Source organism: Mucilaginibacter sp., from assembly GCF_964263795.1.
Taxonomy (GTDB): domain Bacteria; phylum Bacteroidota; class Bacteroidia; order Sphingobacteriales; family Sphingobacteriaceae; genus Mucilaginibacter.
This window is the reverse complement of record NZ_CAXVWK010000118.1, coordinates 1-24472: the sequence shown is the minus strand read 5'-3', so window position 1 is coordinate 24472 and position 24472 is coordinate 1. Positions and strand designations below refer to the sequence as shown.

At 44.4% G+C, this 24472-nt stretch carries 24 protein-coding genes; 15 read left to right on the top strand and 9 right to left on the bottom strand.

What is annotated here, in order from left to right; genetic code table 11:
* Positions 1-3 precede the first annotated feature (3 nt).
* Both ACE5CV_RS18565 and ACE5CV_RS18560 read right to left on the bottom strand, forming a co-directional pair.
* Positions 4-1257, bottom strand: a complete 1254-nt coding sequence (locus ACE5CV_RS18565; protein ID WP_374951695.1) for a hypothetical protein — start codon at positions 1255-1257, stop codon at positions 4-6.
* 35 nt (positions 1258-1292) lie between these two features.
* Complete coding sequence (locus ACE5CV_RS18560; protein ID WP_374951694.1) at positions 1293-1814, bottom strand: NADPH-dependent FMN reductase; 522 nt, start codon at positions 1812-1814, stop codon at positions 1293-1295.
* Positions 1815-2070: 256 nt separating this feature from the next.
* On the opposite strand from ACE5CV_RS18560, the gene ACE5CV_RS18555 reads away from it, so the two are divergent.
* Genes ACE5CV_RS18555 through lepB form a run of 5 tightly spaced genes read left to right on the top strand, consistent with a single transcriptional unit; the run spans position 2071 to position 6461 of the window.
* Positions 2071-2874 carry a ParA family protein gene (locus ACE5CV_RS18555; protein WP_374951693.1) on the top strand — a complete coding sequence of 268 codons (804 nt, stop codon included), beginning with the start codon at positions 2071-2073 and terminating at the stop codon, positions 2872-2874.
* Positions 2875-2880: 6 nt separating this feature from the next.
* Positions 2881-3807, top strand: a complete 927-nt coding sequence (locus ACE5CV_RS18550) for a ParB/RepB/Spo0J family partition protein (protein WP_374951692.1) — start codon at positions 2881-2883, stop codon at positions 3805-3807.
* Positions 3808-3809: 2 nt separating this feature from the next.
* Positions 3810-4526, top strand: a complete 717-nt coding sequence (locus tag ACE5CV_RS18545) for a DUF5683 domain-containing protein (RefSeq protein ID WP_374951691.1) — start codon at positions 3810-3812, stop codon at positions 4524-4526.
* A gap of 23 nt (positions 4527-4549) precedes the next feature.
* Positions 4550-5299 (top strand): 4-hydroxy-tetrahydrodipicolinate reductase, encoded by a 750-nt coding sequence (gene dapB, locus ACE5CV_RS18540; protein WP_374951690.1) that lies wholly within the window; start codon positions 4550-4552, stop codon positions 5297-5299.
* 28 nt (positions 5300-5327) lie between these two features.
* Positions 5328-6461: a signal peptidase I gene (gene lepB / locus ACE5CV_RS18535; protein WP_374951689.1), complete on the top strand. Its 1134-nt coding sequence runs from the start codon at positions 5328-5330 to the stop codon at positions 6459-6461.
* 136 nt (positions 6462-6597) lie between these two features.
* On the opposite strand, the gene ACE5CV_RS18530 is transcribed toward lepB, so the two are convergent.
* From ACE5CV_RS18530 to ACE5CV_RS18510, 5 genes are all read right to left on the bottom strand, one after another.
* Positions 6598-7593: a Gfo/Idh/MocA family protein gene (locus tag ACE5CV_RS18530; protein ID WP_374951688.1), complete on the bottom strand. Its 996-nt coding sequence runs from the start codon at positions 7591-7593 to the stop codon at positions 6598-6600.
* Positions 7594-7714: 121 nt separating this feature from the next.
* Positions 7715-8782 carry a hypothetical protein gene (locus ACE5CV_RS18525; RefSeq protein WP_374951687.1) on the bottom strand — a complete coding sequence of 356 codons (1068 nt, stop codon included), beginning with the start codon at positions 8780-8782 and terminating at the stop codon, positions 7715-7717.
* A gap of 99 nt (positions 8783-8881) precedes the next feature.
* A complete protein-coding gene (locus ACE5CV_RS18520; protein ID WP_374951686.1) occupies positions 8882-9769 on the bottom strand; it encodes a class I SAM-dependent methyltransferase in 888 nt (295 codons plus the stop codon).
* A 209-nt stretch (positions 9770-9978) separates the two neighbouring features.
* Positions 9979-10731 (bottom strand): ABC transporter ATP-binding protein, encoded by a 753-nt coding sequence (locus ACE5CV_RS18515; protein ID WP_374951685.1) that lies wholly within the window; start codon positions 10729-10731, stop codon positions 9979-9981.
* Positions 10728-11459, bottom strand: coding sequence for an MlaE family ABC transporter permease (locus tag ACE5CV_RS18510; protein WP_374951684.1), 732 nt, complete (start codon positions 11457-11459; stop codon positions 10728-10730). The genes ACE5CV_RS18515 and ACE5CV_RS18510 overlap by 4 nt, the downstream gene beginning before the upstream one ends.
* Positions 11460-11620: 161 nt before the next feature.
* On the opposite strand from ACE5CV_RS18510, the gene ACE5CV_RS18505 reads away from it, so the two are divergent.
* The 4 genes from ACE5CV_RS18505 to ACE5CV_RS18490 all read left to right on the top strand — a co-directional run bounded on the left by ACE5CV_RS18505 (position 11621) and on the right by ACE5CV_RS18490 (position 14812).
* A complete protein-coding gene (locus ACE5CV_RS18505) occupies positions 11621-12325 on the top strand; it encodes an SDR family oxidoreductase (RefSeq protein WP_374951683.1) in 705 nt (234 codons plus the stop codon).
* Positions 12326-12428: 103 nt separating this feature from the next.
* Complete coding sequence (locus ACE5CV_RS18500; RefSeq protein ID WP_374951682.1) at positions 12429-13055, top strand: PspC domain-containing protein; 627 nt, start codon at positions 12429-12431, stop codon at positions 13053-13055.
* 26 nt (positions 13056-13081) lie between these two features.
* Complete coding sequence (locus ACE5CV_RS18495; RefSeq protein WP_374951681.1) at positions 13082-14098, top strand: LiaI-LiaF-like domain-containing protein; 1017 nt, start codon at positions 13082-13084, stop codon at positions 14096-14098.
* A gap of 51 nt (positions 14099-14149) precedes the next feature.
* Positions 14150-14812: an RDD family protein gene (locus tag ACE5CV_RS18490; protein WP_374951680.1), complete on the top strand. Its 663-nt coding sequence runs from the start codon at positions 14150-14152 to the stop codon at positions 14810-14812.
* A 188-nt stretch (positions 14813-15000) separates the two neighbouring features.
* On the opposite strand, the gene ACE5CV_RS18485 is transcribed toward ACE5CV_RS18490, so the two are convergent.
* A complete protein-coding gene (locus ACE5CV_RS18485) occupies positions 15001-15636 on the bottom strand; it encodes an RDD family protein (RefSeq protein ID WP_374951679.1) in 636 nt (211 codons plus the stop codon).
* Between the two features lie 41 nt (positions 15637-15677).
* Positions 15678-16304 (bottom strand): DUF4159 domain-containing protein, encoded by a 627-nt coding sequence (locus ACE5CV_RS18480; protein WP_374951678.1) that lies wholly within the window; start codon positions 16302-16304, stop codon positions 15678-15680.
* Positions 16305-16488: 184 nt separating this feature from the next.
* On the opposite strand from ACE5CV_RS18480, the gene ACE5CV_RS18475 reads away from it, so the two are divergent.
* The 6 genes from ACE5CV_RS18475 to ACE5CV_RS18450 form a co-directional block, all read left to right on the top strand.
* Positions 16489-17490 (top strand): AAA family ATPase, encoded by a 1002-nt coding sequence (locus tag ACE5CV_RS18475; protein ID WP_374951711.1) that lies wholly within the window; start codon positions 16489-16491, stop codon positions 17488-17490.
* Positions 17491-17553: 63 nt separating this feature from the next.
* Positions 17554-18429, top strand: coding sequence for a DUF58 domain-containing protein (locus tag ACE5CV_RS18470; protein ID WP_374951677.1), 876 nt, complete (start codon positions 17554-17556; stop codon positions 18427-18429).
* Between the two features lie 5 nt (positions 18430-18434).
* Complete coding sequence (locus tag ACE5CV_RS18465; RefSeq protein ID WP_374951676.1) at positions 18435-19937, top strand: BatA domain-containing protein; 1503 nt, start codon at positions 18435-18437, stop codon at positions 19935-19937.
* The gene (locus tag ACE5CV_RS18460; protein ID WP_374951675.1) at positions 19930-22050 is read left to right on the top strand and encodes a hypothetical protein; all 2121 of its coding nucleotides are present in this window, start codon (positions 19930-19932) and stop codon (positions 22048-22050) included. The genes ACE5CV_RS18465 and ACE5CV_RS18460 overlap by 8 nt, the downstream gene beginning before the upstream one ends.
* On the top strand, positions 22050-23798 hold the full coding sequence (locus ACE5CV_RS18455; protein ID WP_374951674.1) for a hypothetical protein: 1749 nt from the start codon (positions 22050-22052) through the stop codon (positions 23796-23798). The genes ACE5CV_RS18460 and ACE5CV_RS18455 overlap by 1 nt, the downstream gene beginning before the upstream one ends.
* Before the next feature lie 222 nt (positions 23799-24020).
* Positions 24021-24472: PmbA/TldA family metallopeptidase (locus tag ACE5CV_RS18450; protein ID WP_374951673.1), on the top strand; the 452-nt coding region annotated here is incomplete at its 3' end.

Genomic DNA, 24472 nt, shown 5'->3' with positions numbered 1-24472 from the left:
TTACTACTGGCCTAAAGTGTAGTTTATACCCACTTGAACCATTTTTTGCCTTAAGTCAAAATATTTATCTACAGACAGATCCCCGTTTGCAAGGTAAGTGCCGTAGATCTCAATCTTACGCTTAATTTGCACCCCCGCCTTATACACTGCCGCGCCTGACATTTTGTTAAAGTTTAGCGGCAGAAAACCAGTGCTTGCATCGGCACCATCGGCCTGCCGTATAAACTTTTCGTTCGAATAGAAAGCCGTTCCTAAATCATAACCTAATCCTGCATAGACTTTAAAGTTATCGGTATTATAAAAATTATACTTGATCTGTGGCCGTAATGACACTAAAATCTGATTAAAGGTATAGCTTATAGGTGTGTTAGGTGGCCTGACATTAATATAGTTTGATATATATTTCGCCATACTCACACCGGCTTCTAATGAAAACACCAGCTTACGGGTATTAGGGTTGGCGTAAGCGTTTATTCCGAATAGCACTTTTGGTAAATAGGAAGTGTAGGTTTTACCCCCGGCAGATTGATACTGCCCGTATGGTTTGGTAGTAGTTGCATTTAGTGCAGCACCCACATATACATCAACATCTTTATTGTTATCAACGGTTTTAATTTTCAGGTCCTTATTACTTAATCCGTTCATTTTTGACACAAGGCGCTGCAGCTCAAGTGCATTGTAATCAGCATGGTCCATCATATTTTGTAACTTGTCGTCCATTACGTTCGCCTTTAGGGCAATGGTGGTAAGCTGTTGAATGTAAGTATTCTCGGTAACGGTTTTGTTGCCGTTGGTATAAATCCGGTACACTAACTCATGGATTACATTATCCTCGGGGGCCCGGTAAAAATAACGGGGTTTAATGCCGTCTGTGTAACTAAAAAGGTCAATCACACGGCCGCGTTGCATTACACGTAAAAAAAAGTCGCCTGTTATAAAGCTGGTATCTCGTCCACCAATTACTCTGTCAACCATTGTTTCATCCCTGCTAATGTTGCCGGCATATTTTTGAAAGGATTCCAAATCGTTTATGCTCAGATAACTGACATCGGCAGGCGTTACGGTTTTTGCCGAAGTAGTCCCGGTCTGTTTGAAATTAATTGATTTTGGGTTAAGGTCCCATTCCCGGTAGTCGATAAAACCTTTCAATGTATCACCCTTAATGGTGACAATGTATCCTGGTTTGTAATTGCTTTGCGCAAATGAAACGATGGGGCAAAATATTGCCAGTAACAAGATGGGCTTTAACAGTTTCATTAATAAGGTTTAGAGCCCTAATATAATAAAGTAACTTAAAATTTAATAAATTTATCCATCTGCTCTCCCGTAAATTTCAGGGTATCCTCGGGAGTGATATTGCCGGCCTCATCCATCTCCTTGCGGATAGATGCAATGTGGATTTTTAAGGGCATTACATTCAGGTGCAGGTAATGGCAAACGCCTGTAAAATGGTCTATGCCGCGGATATTGCCGTACTTGCCTGATGACAAGCCCACAAGGGCAACCTTTTTATCATAAAAGCTCTCGGGGAAACTGCATGCATCTATAAAAACCTTCAGCACGCCGGGGAAACTTCCGTTATATTCAGGGATAACAAATAAGAATTTTTGGGTAGCAGTTATCAGCTGCTGTATCTTTTCAAACTCGGGGCTGCGCTGCCCGTAAAGGTCGGTTTTGATCAAATTGTCAGGGAGATCAGTCAACGGCAACAGATTGGTTTCCAACCCCCTTTTTGCTAGTTCCCTTTGATAATACTGCGCCAGTTTTAGGGTAGAGCTGCCGGGTCGGTTGGTTGATGCGATGATAGTTACCATTGTAATTAGCGAATTAAAGATCTATGAATTATTGATTGGTTCAGGAGTTGTTTAAGTGTTCAGATCACTAATTCAGTCGTTCACTAATTCAATAATTGCTCCCAATTATGTTTGTAAGTTGGCCTTTCCTGTGGATTTCGGAATTGTTAAAAACCGTATCTTTAGCGGCGGATAAATAAACATTGCAAACATAGAAATTTCTGTTTTTGTTTTTCGTTGTTATAATTCGCGTTTATAAATTTTTTGAACAGATAGAATGAGTAAAATTATTGCCTTAGCCAATCAAAAAGGTGGCGTCGGAAAAACTACATCATCAATAAACCTGGCCGCAAGTTTAGCCGTACTTGAATATAAAACACTGCTGGTTGATGCCGATCCGCAGGCCAACTCTACATCAGGCATCGGCTTCGATCCGCGTAATATCAAGAACAGTATATACGAGTGTATCATCAATGATATCGATCCGCATGATGCTATCCAAAAAACCGAAACCCCCAACCTCGACCTGCTGCCCGCGCATATCGACCTGGTGGGTGCCGAGATAGAAATGATTAACCTGACCAACCGCGAGTATAAGATGAAAGCGGTGCTGGAAAACATCAGGGATGAGTATGACTTTATTATTATCGACTGCTCTCCATCTTTAGGCTTAATTACCATTAACGCCTTAACCGCGGCCGATTCTGTTATTATCCCGGTACAGTGCGAGTACTTTGCGTTAGAAGGTTTGGGTAAGCTGCTTAATACCATAAAAATTGTACAAAGCAGGTTAAACACCACGCTTGAGATTGAAGGCATTTTGCTAACAATGTATGACGTGCGCCTGCGCTTGTCAAACCAGGTGGTTGATGAGGTAAAAACCCACTTTGAAGATATGGTGTTTGATACCATTATACAGCGCAATACCCGCTTAAGCGAAGCGCCAAGCTTTGGGATATCAGTTATTATGCACGATGCGAACTGTAAAGGCGCCGTAAATTATTTAAACCTTGCCCGCGAGATTATTCGTAAGAATGGTTTGGTAAAGGATGAAGAACTGGCCACTACAGTAACAGCGTAAACTACTATGAGCACAGAGAAAAGAAACGCGCTCGGAAAGGGGTTAAGCGCCCTGTTAAATGATTCTGACAGCGTAAATCATAATAAAGGCAGCTACAGCAATAATAAAGCTAACCGCAACAGCGATGTATCTGAAACCAACTCGCTTGGCTCGGTAAACGAGATCAAGATCAGCGAGATTGTGGTTAATCCCTATCAGCCCCGTACCGGGTTTGATGAGCAGGCCCTTGCCGATTTATCCGCCTCTATTAAATTACAGGGGCTTATACAGCCGATCACCGTTAGGCGTGTTAACGCCCATAGCTACCAGCTGATTTCGGGCGAGCGCAGGCTGCGCGCCAGTAAACTTGCCGGCCTTACGCAGATCCCCGCTTACATCCGTACCGCTAACGACCAGCAGATGCTGGAGATGGCACTGATAGAGAATATTCAGCGTGAAGACCTGAATGCTATTGAGGTTGCTTTAAGCTTTCAGCGGATGATTGAGGAACTGAGCTTGAAACAAGAAGAACTTGGCGACCGCGTAAGCAAAAACCGGTCTACAGTTACCAACTACCTCAGGCTTTTAAAACTGCCGCCAACCATACAGGCCTCCCTGCGCGATGGCGACGTTACCATGGGCCATGCCAAAGCCTTATTAGCGGTTGAAGACCCGGCTACGCAAATCTACATCCACCAGCAAATCATAAAGAACGGGCTATCTGTTCGTAAAACCGAAGAGATGGTGCGCGAAGTGCAGCAATCGCCGGTAAAAAAGGAAGGTAAGCAGCCCGAAACATTGCCCTATCAGATGCAGAAGATACAGGACGACCTGGCAAGTAAGTTCAGTACAAGGGTTAAGCTTAAAGTTAACAGCCAGGGCAATGGATCTATCGAAATACCGTTCTTGTCAGAAGATGATCTGGGCCGTATACTGGAAATGCTGGATTGGTAACTATGCTTAAACAATTTTTGGTTGTTGTAATCTTAATGCTATCCGGTTTTTGTGCCCAGGCGCAAACCCAGGACACAGTGGTACGCAAACCGGCTGATACCGTTATTATTGCACCGCCTAAAAAAGTTAATGATGCCGGCCAGCGCTTTGTACCCAAAGTAAAAAAGGACAAAGAGTACCATCCGGATACTACGCACATACCCAGCCTTGCTGTTAAACGTTCGCTCATCATCCCCGGATGGGGGCAGCTGTATAATAAAAAGGGTGCCTGGTGGAAAATACCTGCCATTTACGGTGGTTTAGGCGCCTTGGGTTATTCAATCGTAGACAGCCAGCGCGGCTACAAAAAATTCCTGGCGTTTTACAACATCAAAAACCTGGGGCGCGTACCCTTACCTACCGATAGGGAATACGAAGCTTATCAGAAGTATAAAGCCGAATATGCTATTTATGCTGGCCAGTCTACCACCTATTTTACAGAGATAGTAAGTAACTATCAGCGTAACTTTCAGATAAGCATTTTAGGTGTAGTAGCTGTATGGGGCATACAGGCAGTAGAGGCTTATGTAGAAGCCAAATTTATCAGCTCGTTTTCTGTGGATAATGACCTTTCTATAAAAGTTAGCCCCGGCTTTATTAATCAGCAGCCTACTTATGCAATGCTTACCTCAACAGATGCGTATATTCCGGGTATAAAAATTACCTTTACGCTTAAATAGTAAAGGCACCAATAAATTTATTCATGAAGATTGCATTGTTAGGTTACGGTAAAATGGGTAAGATCATCGAAAAGATAGCCCTTGACCGTAAACACGAAATTGTATTGACCATAGATCATGATACGCTGCATGAGCTAACTACCGAAAATCTTCAAAAGGCAGATGTAGCTATCGAGTTTAGTACCCCATCAACGGTACTGGGCAACATTGAAGCTTGCTTTGCTGCAGGGATACCCATTGTGGTTGGCACAACCGGTTGGCACCACGAGATGGCTCAGATAAAGGAGCAATGCAGTTATACCAAAAGTTCGCTGCTTTACGCTACCAACTTTAGTGTGGGCGTTAACATCTTTTTTCATGTAAATAAGATGCTAGCCAAGCTCATGAACGGCTACCCTTATTACGATGTACAGGTAGAGGAAATTCACCATACACAAAAGCTCGATTCACCAAGCGGAACCGCCATCACCATTGCCGAGGGCATAATCAACAACCTGGAAAGCAAAGCCGGATGGATTAATGTGCTTACTACCGATGATGCGCCGGATGAGGGTAACGTTCCTGCCGATCAGTTACTGATAGAATCTTTAAGGATAGAAAGCGTACCCGGTACCCACACCGTTATATATGACAGCGAAGTGGATAGCATTGAATTTAAACATACCGCACATAACCGCAATGGCTTTGCCCTTGGTGCCGTACTGGCAGCTGAATGGCTGAAGGACAAAAAGGGTTTTTACTCTGTCGAGGATATGTTCGACTTTAATAAATAATGATCATTACTACCCCAATAAATAACAAATGAACTGGAAATTCTGGAATAAAGATAATAACAAAGAGAAAGCTAAAAAGAAAAGCGCTACCCGCGAATGGACGGATGCGATCATCTTTGCTGTTATTGCCGCCACCCTTATCCGTACGTTGTTCATCGAAGCGTACACCATACCAACGCCTTCTATGGAGCGCTCACTTCTGGTAGGCGATTTTTTGTTTGTAAGCAAAGTCAATTATGGTGCCCGCACTCCAATGACCCCAATCGCCTTTCCGTTTGCCCATCACACCATGCCTATTTTAGGTACCAAAGCATATTGGGATGGCGTTAAATTGCCTTACTACCGCCTGCCCGGTTTAGGTGAGGTGAAAAAAGGGGATGTAGTTGTGTTCAACTACCCAATGGAAGCCGATTCGCCCTTTTATCGCCCGGTAGATAAGCGAGAAAACTATATTAAACGCTGCCAGGGTGCGCCCGGCGATACCTTAAGCCTGGTTGATGCGCAGGTTTATGTAAACGGCAAAGCTGCCCCAAACCCGCCGGGCGAACAAACCGACTATACCGTTACCACTAACGATGTAGATATGAACCCGCAAATATTGGAAGAACTGAATGTATCTAATTACGATAACATCCCTTTTCCAACCATGACCGAGGAAGCGGCAGCTAAACTAAAAGGGTACTCTAACGTGAAATCGATTGTTAAGAACATCAGGCCAAAAGGGATTGCCGATCCGTATAATTCGGTTTTCCCGGCTGCTTACCCTAAGTATAAACTAACGCCTAATAACGGCAATTTTAACTGGAACGTAGATAATTACGGCCCGATAATTATTCCTAAAAAAGGTTGGACAGTTAAGCTGGATAGTTTAACCATGCCTGTTTATGGCCGCGCCATTGAAATATACGAAGGCAACAAAGTACAGATCAACGGATCGGAAGTGATGATCAATGGTGTTAAAGCTGATAGCTATACTTTTAAAATGAACTATTATTGGATGATGGGCGATAACCGTCACGACTCTGCCGATTCACGCTATTGGGGTTTTGTACCCGAAGACCATATCGTGGGTAAGGCCCTGTTTGTTTGGATGAGCTGGGACGATAATGCATCGTTCTTCAGCAAGATCCGCTGGAGCAGGATATTCAGAGGAATAAATTAATAACAAAGGCCGGTATATCCGGCCTTTGTTATTAATAGCGTTTAGAAATATTTAAGCTGTTATTGCAAGTTTAATAGCCGCGTTTACTGCATTTAACCAGGTTCAATAATCTGCCCACGCGTTGGCATTGTTAAAATTACTCGCCGATAAATTTTAACCCAACCTGTTTGCGTGCTTCATCGATCATAGCGATCATCTGGCGCGACATTTCATGCGGAATAATAGGGCTTTCCGTTGCGCAGTTGCGGATAAGGTCGCAAAAATGGATGGTTTCGTAATTCAGCCCACCGGCAATAAAGGGCTCATTGATCTCCACACTGCGGCCATCCAGATAATCGATAGTTGCGCGGCCAGGGTTCCACCAGTTTTTGTGGATAGTAATGTGGCCAAGTGTACCACTGATCAATGCATCACCCTTGCCATGCAGATCGAACCCTGTATAAACCTGCGCATAACCGCCAGAATGTTTGGTTTGAAAGATAGCGAATGTATCAATCCCCGTAGGGCCAAAGTGGCCCATTGCCTGTACCGCCTGCGTGCTGCCCAGCCAGTCTATCGCCAAAAAGGCCTCATAGATGCCTATACCCATCAGGCTGCCGCCGGCCAGTTCGTAGCTAAAATTTGGGTGATCATTACTAATATCCGCAACGGATGAACCGGCCCTAACGTAACCCACATCGCCAATAGGGTCGCTTTTTAAATGCTTTTTCAGTTTTACGTAAAGCGGGTAAAAGGGCGGTTTCATGCCTTCCATAAAAAGCAGGCCGGTCTCTTTAACTACTGCAAGTACCTTGTCCAATTGGGGCAGGTTTATCGTAGCCGGTTTTTCGCAAAGTACGTGCTTCCCCGCATGCAATGCCCTGATGCAGTACTCGGCATGGCTATCAGGCAAGGTGGCCAGGTAAACGGCGTCGATATCGCTGGCCAGCAGTTCATCTAAACTACTGCAGGCAATGCCGCCATATTGCCCGGCAAACGCATTCACGGTTTCTGCCCTGCGCGACCATGAAGCCGCCAGGCTGGCACCCGGCACCTCGGGTAATCCCTGCATAAAACGGTGTGCAATACGCCCGCAACCGATAACGCCGAATTTTATTGGTAAGTGGTGAGTGGTGGGTTGTGAGTAGTTCATAGCGGTAGTCAAAAATGCAATTAAGTTTTAAATCTCCCAATTTAACACATAAAAAAAGCCTTAAGCTGAAACAACTTAAGGCTTGCAAGATTTTAACTCACCACTCACCACTCACTACTCACTACTGATATTGAATGTAAATAGGATAAGGTTTATATCGTGATAAAACTTCTTCGGGCGTTAGCATGTGGTGCGGCGCCTTTTTGATATCGTTTTTGTAGAACAATTTAAAGCCTGTAAATTGTACCGGCTCCTGGTTAATGAAGTAGCGGTAAGTGCCCGTTTTAAGGTCTGGTTCGCCCCATCCGTCCATGTCCATTACTACCTGCACCTCTGGGCGCAGTTTAATGTTCTTGTAGTTAGTAACCATCTTCTTAGTAAAGCGGTGTACGATCAGGATCTTTGGCGGCAAGCCGTTTTTCTTAACAATATTAGCCAGATAGCCGGATACGTAGTTAATGTCGTTAGCATCATAAGTACCTATCTTCCTGCCCGGTTTGCTGCCGTCTTTCATAGAAAATTCCGGATCCATGCCAAAGTGTACCTGTGGCATCGCCAGGTATTTTTCAAATAAAGGTAATTCTGCCTGTATGGTGCTTAGTGCTACCTGTACATCTAAAAAAACAATGGCGTGTGCTTTCTTGGCAAGGGCCAGAACACTATCTATCTGTTTGAACGGCATCCGGTAACGGAACTTGCCGTCTTTACCGCCATCGCCTTGTGCAACAACAGCAATGTAATGTAACGCCGGTTGTACAGGTGTTTTAGGGTCGGCTTTGTTCCAGGCTTTAACTTCGCCTTTTAATTTGGCCAGCATTTCGTTAGGGGGCAATTCGCCTAAGATGCCCATTTTTTTAGAGTAAAGGTTACCGTAAAACGCAACCACGCGTTTGTATGGCAATATAGCACCGCCTAACGGGTAAGGTGTGCCTTTAACAGGCCAGCGGCCGCTGGTATCGCCATGTGCATTAAACTTTAACAGGGAATCGTATTGTGCTTTATCTGTTGGCGGGTAGCTTGATTTTGCTACGCTCAGCGTATCGGGCGCATCTTCTTCAGATTTCGCGGTAGCGGTGCTGTCACCTTTTTTACCGGCTGCCGTTTTGCCGCCGCCCTGGTTGCAATTGGTTAAAAAAACTACCGTGCAAAGTACAAACAGGGCAGAGAAAATTACGCTTTTAAATTTCATAAGGTGTGATGATGTTTGTTAGTAACAGGGATATTATGCCTGCATATTTAATATTTAGCTAAATATAGTTGTTGTAAAGATAGAATTCCGGATAAGTTATCAAGACTTATTTTTATAAAATTTGCCAAATACACCGAGGGGTAGTTTTGGGCCTGCGGTTGCCTGCAAATACAATTCGCCAATTTCCAGGTTTTGTACTTTTGGGAACGCCTGTTTGATCAAATTCTCGATAATTACCGATGAAAAACCCAACGAGTAGGTGTTTAGGATCAGGAAGTGTTCGTCCGGGTCCAGCAGTTGGATCACGTCCGTCATCATTTCGTTGATGTTATCTTCCAGCTTCCATTTTTCGCCGTTGGGCCCGTTGCCATAAGCAGGAGGGTCAAGTATGATGCCGTTATAGGTTTTGCCGCGTTTAACCTCGCGTTTTACAAACTTAAGGGCGTCTTCTACCATCCAGCGGATATCTTTAATACCCGACAGTTCCTGATTTTCGTTAGCCCAGGTAACTACCTGCTTTATCGAATCAACGTGTGTGGTATCTGCACCTGCAGCTTTGGCAATAAGTGATGCGCCGCCGGTATAAGCAAACAGGTTAAGCACTTTCGGATTAGGGGTTTGGAATTTTTTAACATTATCAGAAATGTAATCCCAGTTAACAGCCTGCTCCGGGAAGATACCGAGGTGTTTGAACGATGTTAATCCCAGCCGAAATTTAATTGCAACATCATTGTTTTTATATTCAATGTGCCAGCGGTCGGGCGTTTTCTGGTCTTTCTTAACCCAGTCGCCGGCGGTAGCACTGCGGCCTTTAAATTTAATGTGATGGATCTTTTGCCACTGCGCCTCACTCAAAGCCTTACTCCAGACAGCTTGTGGCTCCGGGCGTATCAGGATCGTATCGCCAAAGCGCTCCAGTTTTTCAAAGTCGCCGCAATCAATCAGCTCGTAATCTTTCCAGTGGGTTGGTGTAAGAAGTTGGATCATTTTGTTAATGTCCGAAAGTCGGGAAGACCGAAAGTCCGGAAGAAGTTTAATGGTTTTAAAAGAAATATAAACGCCGCAAATTTACACAATCTAATTGATCATTTTATTGATGTGCGAAAGTCAATAAAGTTAGTAAGTCCGGAAGATTTTTAACCTGAAACGATAGTAGCTTCTTTCGGACTTTCGGTCATGTCAGCTTCCGACTGAAACTACAATTTCTCCTTAGCCGCCTGCATAAACTTGCTGGCAAATACAAAGTCATTAAGTTCTTTGTTATCGGTGTGGGCAATTTCTTTGTTAGATCCTTCCCAGTTCTTTTGGCCCTGGTGTAAAAATATAATGTGGTCACCAATCCCCATCACCGAGTTCATGTCATGCGTTACAATAACGGTGGTCATATCGTACTCGGTGGTCAGCTCGTTGATCAGTTCATCTATCAGGATAGATGTTTTTGGGTCGAGACCGGAGTTTGGCTCGTCCACAAATAAATATTTCGGCTGCATAGAAATAGCACGGGCAATTCCAACACGCTTTTTCATACCACCGGATAGCTCGGCCGGGTATAGTTTGTTTTTATCTTTCAGGTTTACGCGTTCAAGACAGAAGTTGGCGCGGTCTTGTTTTTCAGATTTGGACTGATCTCTGAACAAATTAAGCGGAAACATGATGTTCTCTTCCACCGTCATTGAGTCGAATAAAGCCGAGTTCTGGAACAGCATACCAATCTGGGTACGAATAGGCACCCGCTGGGTAAAATCCATTTCGGTAAAGTTCTGGTCCTCAAAAAAAACCTGTCCTTTGGTTGGTTCGTGTAAGCCTACAATACATTTGAGTAAGGTAGTTTTACCTGAACCGGAGCCGCCAATAATGAGATTGTTTTTGCCGGTTTGGAAGGTTGCAGAGATGCCTCTTAGTACATCGTTATCACCGAAGGTTTTATAAATATCTTTGATCTCGATCATAACATTAAGCTGGTTACCATTAAATCGGCAAATAAGATCCAAACACAGCTGTAAACCACGCCGGCAGTAGCACTCTGGCCCACTTCAAGCGCGCCGCCACTAGTGTAAAAACCCTGGTAAGAACACACCGACGCAATGATAAAACCGAAAACAAGGGCCTTTACAAGCGCCACGCGAATGGTTAAACCGTCAAAACCATCATTAACACCCATTATATAATCTGCAGGGCTAATAGCGCCGGTAACAAAACAAGCGATGTAGCCACCGGTAATCCCAAGCATAATAGAAATGATCACCAGCATGGGTACCATAGTAATGCCTGCGATAATTTTAGGCGATATCAAATAACCCGGGGCGTTTACGCCCATAATTTCCAACGCATCAATTTGCTCGGTAACGCGCATGGTTCCAATTTGCGATGCGAAGCTGGAGCCTACGCGGCCGGCCAAAACCAATGATGAAATGGTTGGGCTAAACTCCAGGATGTTAGAGTCGCGCGAGATGCTGCCTGCAATACTGCGCGGCACCAGCGGGCTGGATAACTGAAACGCTACCTGGATAGTAGTAGCAGCACCGATGAATAACGAAATGATGCTGATGATGCCCAGTGAGCCGATACCTACAGATACCATTTCCAGCATTACTTCGCGCCAGTAAACGCTGAATTTTTCGGGCTTTCTAAAACTCAACTGCAGTAAGAGTATGTATCTTCCTAAACTTTGAAACATTTTGCTGGTAAAAATCGGTTAAAAATACATTTTTTAATTTAAGCTTTGCAGCCTGTTAACTTCACTCAATTAAAATAAGATACTTATCAAATGAAGCCGGTTGCTGTATTTACGTAAAAACAAATGTGTTGAACGGGCTTTGAAATATAATACATGCTAACATGAAAAATGCATTAATAACCGGTGCCACCAAAGGCATAGGCCGGGCCGTAACTATCGCTTTTGCTAAACAAGGAATAAACGTGGCAATTTGTTCTCGAAACGATAAAGAATTATTTGATTTTAAAGCCGAACTGGAGGCCACGAATCCTAAAATTACTGTTGCTGCTACCGTTGCCGACTGCAGCAAGCGCGACGAATTAAAAAAATTTGCCGAATTCACCGAGAAAAAGCTGGGTTTCGTCGAGATTATTGTAAACAATGTGGGTATGTACAAGTACTCCACTATACTTAATGATAGTGATGATTCTTTCCAAAAACAGGTAGATACTAACCTGATGCCGGCCTATGAACTATACCGTTTCTTCGGTAAAAGTATGGTTTCTGTCGGTAAAGGGCACATCTTCAATATATGCTCTGTAGCAGCTATAAACCCTGTAGTAGAGGCAGGCGTGTATAGTGTAACTAAATATGCACTTTTAGGTCTTAATAAGGTAATGCGGCTCGAAATGCAGGAATACGGTGTTAAAGTAACAGCGATAATTCCGGGATCGACATTGACAGATTCATGGCGCGGCCAGGAGGTTGATGAAACCAAAATGGTAAAGCCTGAAGATATAGCATCGGCAATTGTAACCATCTTGGGAATGAGCACCGGCGCTAACGTTGATGAAATGATCATTAAACCTGCACCGGGCCAGTTATAAGCCCCACCCAACCCTCCCCGGTTGGGGAGGGCTTGAAAAAATTAAGTCTCCCCTAACCGGGGGAGATTTAGAGGGGGCTAAACACACTTAAACACTAAATAAAATGGAAAAGAAACTTTATCGCGACGAACAACGCAAAACAATTGGTGGTGTTTGCGCAGGCCTGGCAGAATATTTTAATGTAGACGTATCTGTGGTACGTGTGGTATTTGTACTATGCCTTTTACTAAAAGGAATAGGCTTTTTACCCTACATTGTTTTATGGATTGTATTGCCAAAAAAACCGTACGGTTTTACCAACCCAAATGCCGGCTTTAACCCGGGTGTAGATTATACCAACTTTAACCCCAACTTTACCAATCCGTTCAACACCGGTAAGGTAGACTATAGCGTGCCGCCGCCCTTGGCAGGCCAGGGCCAACCGTTTGCACCGGCGCCGCCAAAAAAATCTGCCGCAGGCCTTATCTTCGGAGTGGTGCTGATTGTACTGGGTGGGATATTTTTATTGGATGAGTTTGACATTTTCCCGGATTTTGATTTTGAAAAAACCTGGCCTGTTATATTAGTTGCCATTGGTGCCATGCTGATATTTACCGGACAGAAAAAAGAAGCATGCCAAAAACACGGATGGAAAACCCCTGCAGATGCTGATGGCAAAGTAACCGATGCTACAGTTGAAGGCAGCGACGTGGACAAAAAAGACGACCATACTAATTCAACAACTTTATAAGTAAACAACACTTTAAACTTACTAAGATGAGAAGCGATAAAATGATACCGGGTTTAATCCTGGTGGCAATAGGAGCCATATTCCTGCTTAACAATTATAATGTAATTGATTTTCATTGGGGCAACCTGCTCCGCTTATGGCCAATATTTTTGATAATGGGCGGTGTAAACCTGGTGTTTGCAAATAACCGCTCTACCTGGGCAACCGTTTTAAAACTAAGCGTGGTTGTAGCCGGCTTTGCACTGCTGATTTTTGCACACGTAGATAACAACTACTTCTTTCCCCGCTACAGTTGGAACCATAACGGCTGGCACCATAATGATCGTGATAACGATGGCAGTGATGATAATGACGACGACGATGATGATGACAACGGCCGCGACAATAACTCGAGAGGGATTGTCAAGGTAGAAGGCAGCAGTACTTACAGCCAGCCTTACACACCGGCAGCTACATCTGCTATTCTGAATATTAGCGGCGGCGGTACATCATACACCCTTAAAGATACTACCACCGAACTGTTCAGCGCAGTTACCCGCGAGTTTTACAACAAATTTCAGTTTGAGCACAGCATGAATGGCAATGTGCCGGTACTGGGCCTGCACATGAAAAAGAAGAATGGTAACAACTTTAACTGGGATAGCGATAAATCAAACTCGGCAGACATTAAACTTAATACCCGCCCCGAGTGGGAAATGAATGTAGATGCCGGTGCAACCAAGCTTGATTTCGATTTGAGTAAATTAAAAATCAAACAGTTAAAAATAAGCGGCGGCGCAGCATCATTTGATATCAAAATGGGCCAGCCGTTAACTACAACCAATATCGATGTATCTACGGGTGTATCTGAAGTAAATATCAAAGTACCAACCAATGCGGCGGTTCGTATTGAATCGAATTCCGGGTTATCATCTACAGATTATGATGGCTTTGTTAAAAATGGTGATGGCACTTATCAAACCGCGGGTTTTAGTACCGCGCCAAACAAAATGTACATCCATATGAAAGGCGGCGTATCCGACTTTAAAGTAACCCGTTATTAATAATTACATCACCCGGAGGGTTTAATATAATTATCTGTTATTTTTGATGATATGGCGCCCTCCGGTTTAAATGTTCCTCCAGATCAGGATCAATACATATTAGTGGTCGACGGTAAACCCGCCGGCCCTTTTAGCGTTGAAGAGCTCCGCGCAAAAAATATCAAATCCGGCGATTTTGTTAAGACGCCCCAAATGGATGATTATAAAGAGGCGCATGAGCTGGCAGCGTTGCGTGAGCTTTTCGGCTTTGCCAAACGGGCGCTACCTATACAGTATTTTGGTAGTTTTGATCAAAGGGCCATTGCTTCTGTTATCGACTGGCTGATCGTTCTAGGTGTATTTGTCGGTATAGCAATCGCGGTGGCAATAATCGCATCGGTAGTATTTACATCCAATGAAAAGTCTGGCCAGATACTAACTGCTGTTATCAGCTTTGGCGTAATGGCTTTAACGCCAGTTGGAAAGTTAATTTACCATGTGAAAATGGAAACATCAGACAAGCAGGCTACCTACGGCAAACAACTGATGCACGTGAGGGTGACCGACCTTATGGGTGCCCCAATTGACCGGTCTAAAGCTGTCGCCCGTAACCTTGCCAAACTACTGTCAACCGCGCCCTTTTTCTTAGGTTACCTTACCTGTTTCTTTAACAAAAAGCAACAATGCCTGCATGATATGGTAGCCGATACGCTGGTAATAAAGGATAGGTTGTGAAAACCACCAGTTTCATTCCGGGGGAAGCACAGCGGCGAGGAATCTTCTGCGTTGAGAATAATTTTCCTGGACTTTTTGGTGACAGTAGTTTGTCACCATTGATTTTTTAAGGGATTTGATTATCAGTTGTTTACAATTTAAGTGAGCGTTCACGGCAGTGAACGTGAACACTTTGACTAAGTGGCCGCTTACTCAGGCTTCAACACGTAAGTGCGGGCAATCTGGTCATGCCACGCCTGGCGGTGCTCATCCCACAGGATATTCAGGTAACCGATGCACAGCGCTGCTCCCGATATAAATTTAGTTACGTTGCGGATAAATGCCTTGCCTATACTCAGGCGCATGCCGTCGGCATCAACTACCACAATTTTGCAAAGCTTTTTACCAATACTTCCGCGCATAGGTGTAGCTTCAAATATGGTGTTATAAACCACAGAAAGTGCAAAGCCAATTAAATTGAGCTTAAGTTGGGTCATTGAATTTTTGGTGTCTAAGCCTTCCAGGTACTCTTTAAGGCCATCGGTGGGTGCAAACGTAACGATGATCACCATTACAAACGTCAGGATGATGTAGATGGCCACCATATCTAACAGGTAAGCTACGAGGCGCCACCAAAACGTAGCCAAATTATCATCAGTAGGGAAAATATGCCCTTTAGCGTAAAAATATTCGTAAAAATCCGGAACGTCGGACGCGTTCTCCCAGTTACTGCCATTGGCAGGTGTAACCCGGGTGCCGGTATCTAAACCACGATCAATTAATTCCTCGAAGGTAAAAGGGCCGGTTTTTACGCCGTCTATCAGGATGTAGTAGCTGTCTGTCATTCAAAAAGAAAGTAAGGTTGCAAAGGTAACCCCAAAACGCCTTAAGAGTTCATAGCGTATACAATTATGTTTACACCGAATTTAGTGTTATCCTCGGCCAGGAAGCGTTTGTTACGGAAATCGTAATCCCATTCACAACCGTAATCCTTACTGCTGTATAAAACGGCTATTCGGCCGTTTATTTCAATAGCCTTTAAATAATCATGTACCAGGTCATCGCCCCAACCATTTAATTCAAATGCGGTAGTAGGCGGGCCTTTATCGAATTTAAAGAACGAACTGTACAGTTTATGATTATTCGGGATCTTCTTCAACGCCGCCGGCCCGAACAAAGCAGCCATCTGCGCCTCGAAAGATTTGGCGAACAGTCCGTCGATGTCGTGGTTGCAATCGTCAACAAATACAAAACCTCCGTTCTGCACGTATTTTTTAAAGTTAGCTTTCTCGATAGTATCGAACTGCACCAATTTATGGCCGCTCAGGTAAAGAAATGGCGCAGTAAAGATGTCTTCACTACTAAGCGGAATTATTTTTTCATGCGGATCAATAGGTATGGTAGTATACTCAACCAATGAATTAAGCAAATTAGACGGCATCCGCTGGTCGGTATCCCAATCGCCGCTATGGTAGCTTAACCTGGTGAAAGTAAATTTTGCGCCTTGAGCCATTTTCTTATAAACTTTAAAATTAAGACAAATATTTTGTCTGCATTGTCTTAAAACTGCACAACTTGTAAAGTTTTAGATACTTTATTGAATTTTTTATAAAAAAATAACAGAAATAGTTAAAAGGATAATATCTTGTGAAAGGAATATTACAACTAACCGTTACCGTTAAACAGCATTAAAGTATATCGCATTGGAACTTACTGAAGATCAAATAAAGGCGCTGCTTGCCAAACTGCCACAGTTAAAAACCGAGATACAAAAAGTTATTGTGGGGCAAGATCATATTCTGGACGAACTGTTAGTGGCTTTTTTAGCAGGCGGGCATTGCCTGCTGGAGGGGGTACCCGGCCTGGCTAAAACGCTTATTGTTAAAACCATGTCGCAGGCACTGCACCTGGCTTTCAGGCGCATCCAGTTTACACCCGATTTAATGCCGACCGATATTGTTGGCACCGAAATACTGGAAGAAGACCATGTAACTGGTAAGCGCTTTTTTAAGTTTAATAAAGGGCCATTGTTTGCTAATATTATCCTGGCTGATGAGATAAACCGCACGCCGCCAAAAACACAATCGGCTTTATTAGAGGCCATGCAAGAATTTGAGGTGACTTATGGCGGACAAACATATCCGCTGGACAAGCCATTTTTTATCCTGGCTACACAAAACCCTATAGAACAGGCAGGTACTTATCCACTGCCTGAAGCACAACTTGACAGGTTTTTGTTGTTAATAAAAATTGGCTATCCAACCGAGCAGGAGGAATTTGCCATATTGAACCGTACTACCGGAGCCAAAAAGGCCGATGTACAGGCCGTTATAACCGCCGAAGAGATTATCCAGGCGCAGGAGTTGGTAAGGCAGGTGTCTATCAATGAAGATCTGACACGCTATGTGAGCAGTATCATCCGCGCTACCCGGCCCGATACCACCACCGTTAGCTACGTAAAGGAATGGGTTCGCTGGGGCGCCGGCCCGCGCGCGGGCCAGGCGCTTATACTTACTGCTAAAGCCAGGGCGTTGCTAAAAGGCCGATACACCGTGCTAATGGAAGATATTCATGCAATGGCACCGGCTGTTTTAAGGCATCGTATCCTGATGAATTTTAAAGCAGAGGCAGAGGGTATTAATTCTGACCGGGTGACTGAGGAATTGATCAGGGTGATAGAACGAAAAGGCGGCCTGTAGGTATATCCTTGTCTGAAGTAATTACAACTAATCTTTGTTTAACAAATATCTAAACCCTACGCATTGCTGAATCCTAAAGTATTAATGACCATTAAGGATTTGCCGTTACTGGCAAAAACGGTTATTGACGGCTTTATGAACGGGTTTAATAAAAGCACCGTTAAAGGGCCCGGGCTGGAATTTAGTCAGTACCGAAGCTATCAGCCTGGCGACGATCTTCGCTGGCTTGACTGGCGAATGTTTGCCCGCAGCGACCGGTACTACATTCGCGAATCGGAGGTAGAAACCAGTATATCTGTGAGGTTTTTGGTGGACGCCAGCGCATCTATGAACCACGATGATAATGGCATTAAGAAGATAGATTACGCGCGTTTTTTAGGGGCATCACTGGCATACCTCGCTAATCTGCAGGGCGATTCGGTAGCGTTGAATATATTTAAGGATGGCGATTTGTTTTCGCTGCCATCTAAGCCTGATCCCCAGCATTTACAGCGGTTACTGTATCACCTGGCGCATGTTGATCCTGCGGGGACCTTTACCAAACCCGCTCACTATAAAGAATTATTTGCAGGCAATGGCCGAAAAGAACTTTTGGTGTTTATTACCGATTTTTATCAGGCCGATAGCGAGATCAGTAATCTGCTTAATACTCTGGCGGCCCTTGGGCATGAAATAATCGTTTTTCATTTGATGGGCCAAAATGAATTGGATTTTGATTTTAAAGGCTTCGCAACATTGGAAGACCTGGAAACCGGCGAAACCATTCAGGTGAATACCCAGCAGGCCAAAGAAGCCTACCAGCAGCGTTTACAGCAACATTTGGCAGCCATTAAAAGTAATCTGTTGGCCAGGCGCATTTCTTATAAAATGCTCAGCACTGCCCGGCCACTTGATGAAGCACTGCGAGAATTCCTGGTACAACGTAAAAAAGGATTTTGAAGGATATGCACTTTTTAACTCCCGTATGGTTTTTTGCGATGGCAGCGGTAAGCATCCCGGTTGTGATACACCTATGGAATACCCGGCCGGGTAAAAGCCTCAAGATCGGAAGTATTGCGCTAATTACCGAAGCGTCAAAAAGTAATCGCCGTAGTTTTAAACTACTTGATATTTTACTTTTTATTTTACGGTGCTCGTTATTAACGGTGTTAGCTTTTCTTTTAGCAGTCCCTGTTTGGGAGCATGTAAAACCTGCCGAAAAAGTGAAAGGCTGGGTACTCATTTCAAAGGCAAATATGCGGGAGGCCTATGAAATATTTAAACCTAAGATAGACTCTTTGACAAGGGTGGGCTATCAGTTTCACTATTTTAATGCGGGCTTTGCCAAAGGTGATCTGCCTAAGATCCTGGCCGATTCTACCTTAAAAGACGGTCCATCTTCATATAACTACTGGAATTTGGTGCGACAGCTAAACAGCAAAGTATCTTCCGAACTGCCTTTGCAAGTGTTCACCCCGAGTGGAATTAGGCACTTCGTTGGAATTAAACCTGCAAGTCCGTTAAAGTTGGTTTGGAATGTTTACAATCAAGGTGATAGCGTTGCCAGATGGATAGCAGATGCCTCACTCGCCCCTAACGGTGCCGTTAGGGTAATCATAGGCAACAGCAGCCCCGAAGGGGTGGTTTACACTAACCAAGTCATAAGTAATGAGGGGAATGCCGATGTAGCTATTAGCGTAAAAAACGGCCAGCCTATCGCAAATTTAAAAGGAACGGAGTTCAACCTGCCGGTTGATACGACGACTTTAAAGATCGCTATCTATACTGGCAAATACTCGTTGGATGCCGGCTATTTAAAGGCGGCGCTTACTGCTGCTGCAAATTTTACCGGCCGTAAGGTTATTATTAATCAATATCTTAATCCTAATACGATAGCTGAAAATCAAACCTGGTTGTTTTGGTTGTCTGACAAACCGGCGGGCGAAAAGCAGGCCGGCATCAGTCGTAACATATTTCAATATGCGCGGGGAAAAGTAGTTGCTGTAAAATCTTGGATTGATACAGAAAAAGGACTGATCCGTTCGGGGAAAAAAGTGGCTTTAACTAAGATGATCATTGCCACTAACAACGGCGAACCGGTTTGGGTCAACGGATTTGGATCCCCGGTTTTGGAAAAAAAGGTGAATAAAAAAGCTACTTTTTTTAACTTTTATACCCATTTTAATCCAGCTTTTACTGATTTAACATGGAATGAAGCGTTCCCAAAACTACTGCTGGACCTGATGATTGAAAAGCAATATCAGCTGCCATCAAAATTTGACAAACGCATTTTATCCAAGCGCGAAATTCAGCCAGATAAAATAGACGGAACTACCAAAGTGGAAACAATTGCCGGCCCGGCAGAGCAAACAGATTTATCCCGGTATTTTTGGTTATTGCTTGTAATACTATTTGCTGCCGAGCGTTGGCTGTCAAACCAAACTAAAACTGTAACCGCAAATGGCTGATCAGGGCTTAGATAAAATACAAAGCTTGCGCCGCCGGTGGATAACATATCAGCTATTTGCCGATGTAGCGCTTGCCGTGGCTATTGCGTTAAGTGTAGGTGGCGTATTTTATTACGTGCTTCAACTTCCGGCAGTTTGGGTGGTGGTTATTTTTATGATCGCGTTAGTCGGGCTGCTAATTATACACAAACCCTGGTTGGTAACTGATCAGGCCATCGCCGGGTTTTTGAATAAAGAATATCCCGACATGCAGGAAAGTACCGACCTGGTGCTGCTACCATCTGACGGGATGAACACTTTGCAATTGCTTGCGCGGTCAAATGCCGCTGCTACATTAGGTAATTTGCAAGTACGCCATCAGTACTTTGCAAAACCACTTCTCAAGTCGTTACTTTATCTTGCAGGGTCGCTGGCCCTGGTATGGATGTTGAGTAAAACAGTAAAGCACAACAAGGCGGGTGTTATTTGGGCCAACAACACCGAAGCTAGCAGCAGCGCTGCGCCGCCCGAAAAAGTGCTGCCACAAATACAGAAGGTAGCCCTGATCATTACGCCGCCGGCTTATACAGGCAAAGCCAAACACACGCAGGATAGGTTCAATATGATTGTTGAGGAGGGCGCTACCGTTAGCTGGACTATTAAAACAAACATCGCTGTAAAACACACTTATTTAATATTTAACGATAAAGAACGCATCGCATTGCGGAATGTTGAAGATCATACCAAATGGTCTGCGGCGCGAATGTTAAACAAGTCTGGCTTTTACCAGGTGAGTATCGACGATAAACTTTCTGATCTGTACCAGGTACAGGTGGTTAAAGACGCGCCGCCGGTGCTTCATGTGAAAACACCCAAGCAATATACGTACATTGATGCTGGCGAGGCTCAGCGGGTCAATATCAATGCATCATTAAACGACGATTACGGCATTGCCAATGCGCTTATTGTGGCAACTGTTGCGAAGGGCCGCGGCGAAGGAGTGAAATTCACCGAATATAAACTGAACTTTGGCACATCGTTTAGTGAGCACCGTGGGCAGTATAATGTGCAAAAACTGATTGACCTCCCGGCCCTTAAAATGGAGCCTGGCGACGAGTTGTATTTTTACGTGCAGGCGCAGGATACCCACCGGCAGCAAAGCCGTACCGATGTATTCACGGTGTCTATACAGGACACTGCTGAGCTGTTAAGCATGGATGGCGTGCTCTCTGGGGGTAACGTGAAGCCCGAGTTTTTTAGAAGTGAGCGCCAGATCATTATAGATGCCGAGAAGTTACTGAAGGATAAGGACAGTATAACCGTTGAAAAATTCAATGCGCGTAGTAATGATCTGGGCATAGACCAAAAACTGCTACGCCTGCGGTACGGCAAGTTTTTAGGTGAGGAAGACGAAACGCAGGAGGGCCCGAAAGGAAGCGATGAACTAAGCACCCCCGAAGATTTTAGCAACGCCGACAAAATACTGAAAGCGTATACCGACGACCACGACAAGGCTGCCGATGCCCAATTTTTTGAACCGGCCATAAAAGCGCAGCTTAAAGCTACCCTCACCGAGATGTGGAAGGCCGAACTACAACTGCGTTTATACAAACCGCAGGCAGCGTTGCCTTTTGCCTACAAAGCGTTAAGGCTATTGAAAGACCTGCAGCAAAAGTCGCGCTCCTATGTGGCCAAAACATCTTATAACCCGCCCCCGCTTAAGCCAGAGAAACGGCTTGCCGGCGAACTTGACAAGATTATCCAGCCGGTTAATAAACAAGAGATCAAGACCCCTATTGATAACCAATTAATGTTGAAGAATGCCGTTGCTGTGTTAGAGGGATTAAAATTGAAGCCGTTTTTAGCTTCCGCAGATCACCGCACTTTACAGCTGGCCAACCAGCGTTTAAGTGAGATCGCATCGGCACAGCCCGGCGTTTATTTACCTGCTTTAAGCGCCATGCGGCGAATTTTATCTGCGCAAAAAGTAAGCCTGGCTGATGTTAACCTGGTAGAACAAGCTATTCAAAAAACCTTGACTGCCGCTAAAATAACACCTCAGGCAGCTGCAAGCGCTAATGATATGGGCTTATCTAAAAGCTATTTTAAAAACCTTAAAAAAGTTAACAGGTAATGGAAGCCAACTGGATGTACATCGTTGTTGCCATTTGCATAGTGCTTGCTGCGGGGTTGGTATGGCTGGAGGTAAGGCGGCAAAACAAGCATTGGTTACCGTGGCGTATAGCAGCAGTATTAATTGCCTGTGCGGCGCTTGGTTGCATTATCCTTCCGCTTAGTTATCAGAAAGTGATAAAACCAACAGATAAGCAAGTAATACTGCTAACCGCGGGATTCGATATAGATAGCATACCATCTAATACGAAATTGTTTACGCTGGATGCGGCTGTAAAAGCAGAGGTGCGCAAAGCACAATTAATTACGCCTGAAGAACTTGCACATAACGGTCAGCTTCACATTTATGGTTATGGGCTTAATGATTATGAACTGGAGCAGTTGGGCGGGCGGGCCATCGCTTTTCATCCCGTTCAATATCCGTCCGGGGTCACCTCGTTAAGCTATAATTCTTCGCCCAAAGTTGGCGAAGCATTATATGTGCAGGGCCAATACCATAACAGCAATAAGCAGCCGGTTAAACTGGTGCTAAAAGGCTTAAATACCGGGTTAGATTCTGTTATCATCCCGGCGGTTTCTACATCAAGTTTCACTTTGAAAACTATCCCTAAGGTTATCGGCAGGGCCGTTTATGAACTATTTGCCGATGATAGAATTCAGGGGAATTTACCCATACAAGTGCAGCCGGCCAAATCACAGCGTGTGTTGATGCTTTCAGCCTCGCCCGATTTCGAAACGAAATTTTTGAAGAATTGGCTAAGCAGTAACGGCTTTTCCGTTGCGTTACGATCGGCTATCAGTAAAGACAAGTTTAATACCGAATTTATTAACCTGCCGCAATTTAACATGGGAAGACTGCAAGCGGCAACTTTAAATAAGTTTGATGTAGTTATTGGCGAGTTATCTGTACTTAACAACCTTAATGGGGCAGAAAGCAGTGCTTTAAAACAAGCCGTTAGCGACGGGGGCCTTGGCATAATTGCCAAAGCAGATAGTACAGGTAAACAGGGATGGCTGCAGCGGTCATTTCCGGTCGACAGGCCCTTGGGTAAAGATCCGGCGCCGGGTCAGTTGATCATTAGTGGTGAAAAAAGTTTTGGTAAACTCAATACAGGATTGGCGCACATTATATTGCAAAACGGCACCCAACCGGTTGTTACCAATGCGCAAAACGCAGTTTTAGCTAACAGTACCTTGATAGGCGCAGGCAAGGTAGTATTTACTACGCTCAATAATACATTCAGTTGGATGCTGGCGGGCAACAAGCAGGACTATACCCGTTTATGGTCCGCGTTGATCAATGCGGCTGCTCGCCGGAATAACAATTTTGCAGTTGGATTGTCCAGTGCACCTTTACCTTTTACCGGGCAACCAGTAAAGTTGATGCTGCAAACTCCCAATGCATCGTCGGTGATGGTTAATGGCCAAAACGTTGCTGTAATGCAAAATCCATATGTGCCTTTTGAGTGGCAGGTGCTATACCGTCCTCTTGCTGCCGGCTGGCAATCAGTACTAGCTAACAACCGGTTAAGCTATTCGTATACCTATCCCAAAACTGACTGGCAAGGCATCCGGGCGTTGGAAAAGATTGGCAAAACGAAAGATTACGAAAAAAAGTATTCTAAACTATCTATTGTAACAAAACAGATACATAAATTTATGCGTATTGATGTGCCAAAAATATATTTTTATATCCTGCTGCTTGCAGCTTGCACATTCTTGTGGATAGAAACCAAGATATCCGGATAGATCATTTCGTAAGTAAAAGTATAGTTCTTTTATTTATAGTATAGGGCGACAGGCCTCAATACAACATTAAGCGACCGATACAACGGTGTCGCAGTCAAGAATCGGTACATAACGATGTGCCGCTGCCGAACTAACAGAATACCGGAGATATTTCATCTCAACGAATTAAATAAACATTGCTTTCCCAAGCCGGGATGGCTTAAACAAATTGGAGGATAAACTTTGAGAAGAAGAGACTTTATTTATTTAACCGGGATGGGCGCAAGCGCATTAATGCTGCCAGGTATGCCTGGTTTCGGCAAAAGTATCGATCCGCAGGAAGCGCTTAACCCCGTTGATGCCAAGATCAAAAAAGAATTGGCAGATGCCGGATTAACCGCCGCAAAAGGGGCGGGTGCCAGCTACGCAGATGTGCGGATTGGCCGTTACCTTAATCAGTTTGTGATAACCCGTGAGAACCGGGTGCTCAACGTGGCCAATACCGAATCGTACGGCGTTGGTGTGCGTGTAATTGCAAACGGTTGCTGGGGTTTTGCTGCAACAAACGAGGTTACTAAAGAGGGTATTGCCAAAGCCGCAAAGCGCGCTGTGGCAGTTGCAAAGGCCAATGCTAAGATTGGAAGCCCTCCTGTACAGCTAGCACCTCAGAAGGGGTACGGCGAGGTTAGCTGGAA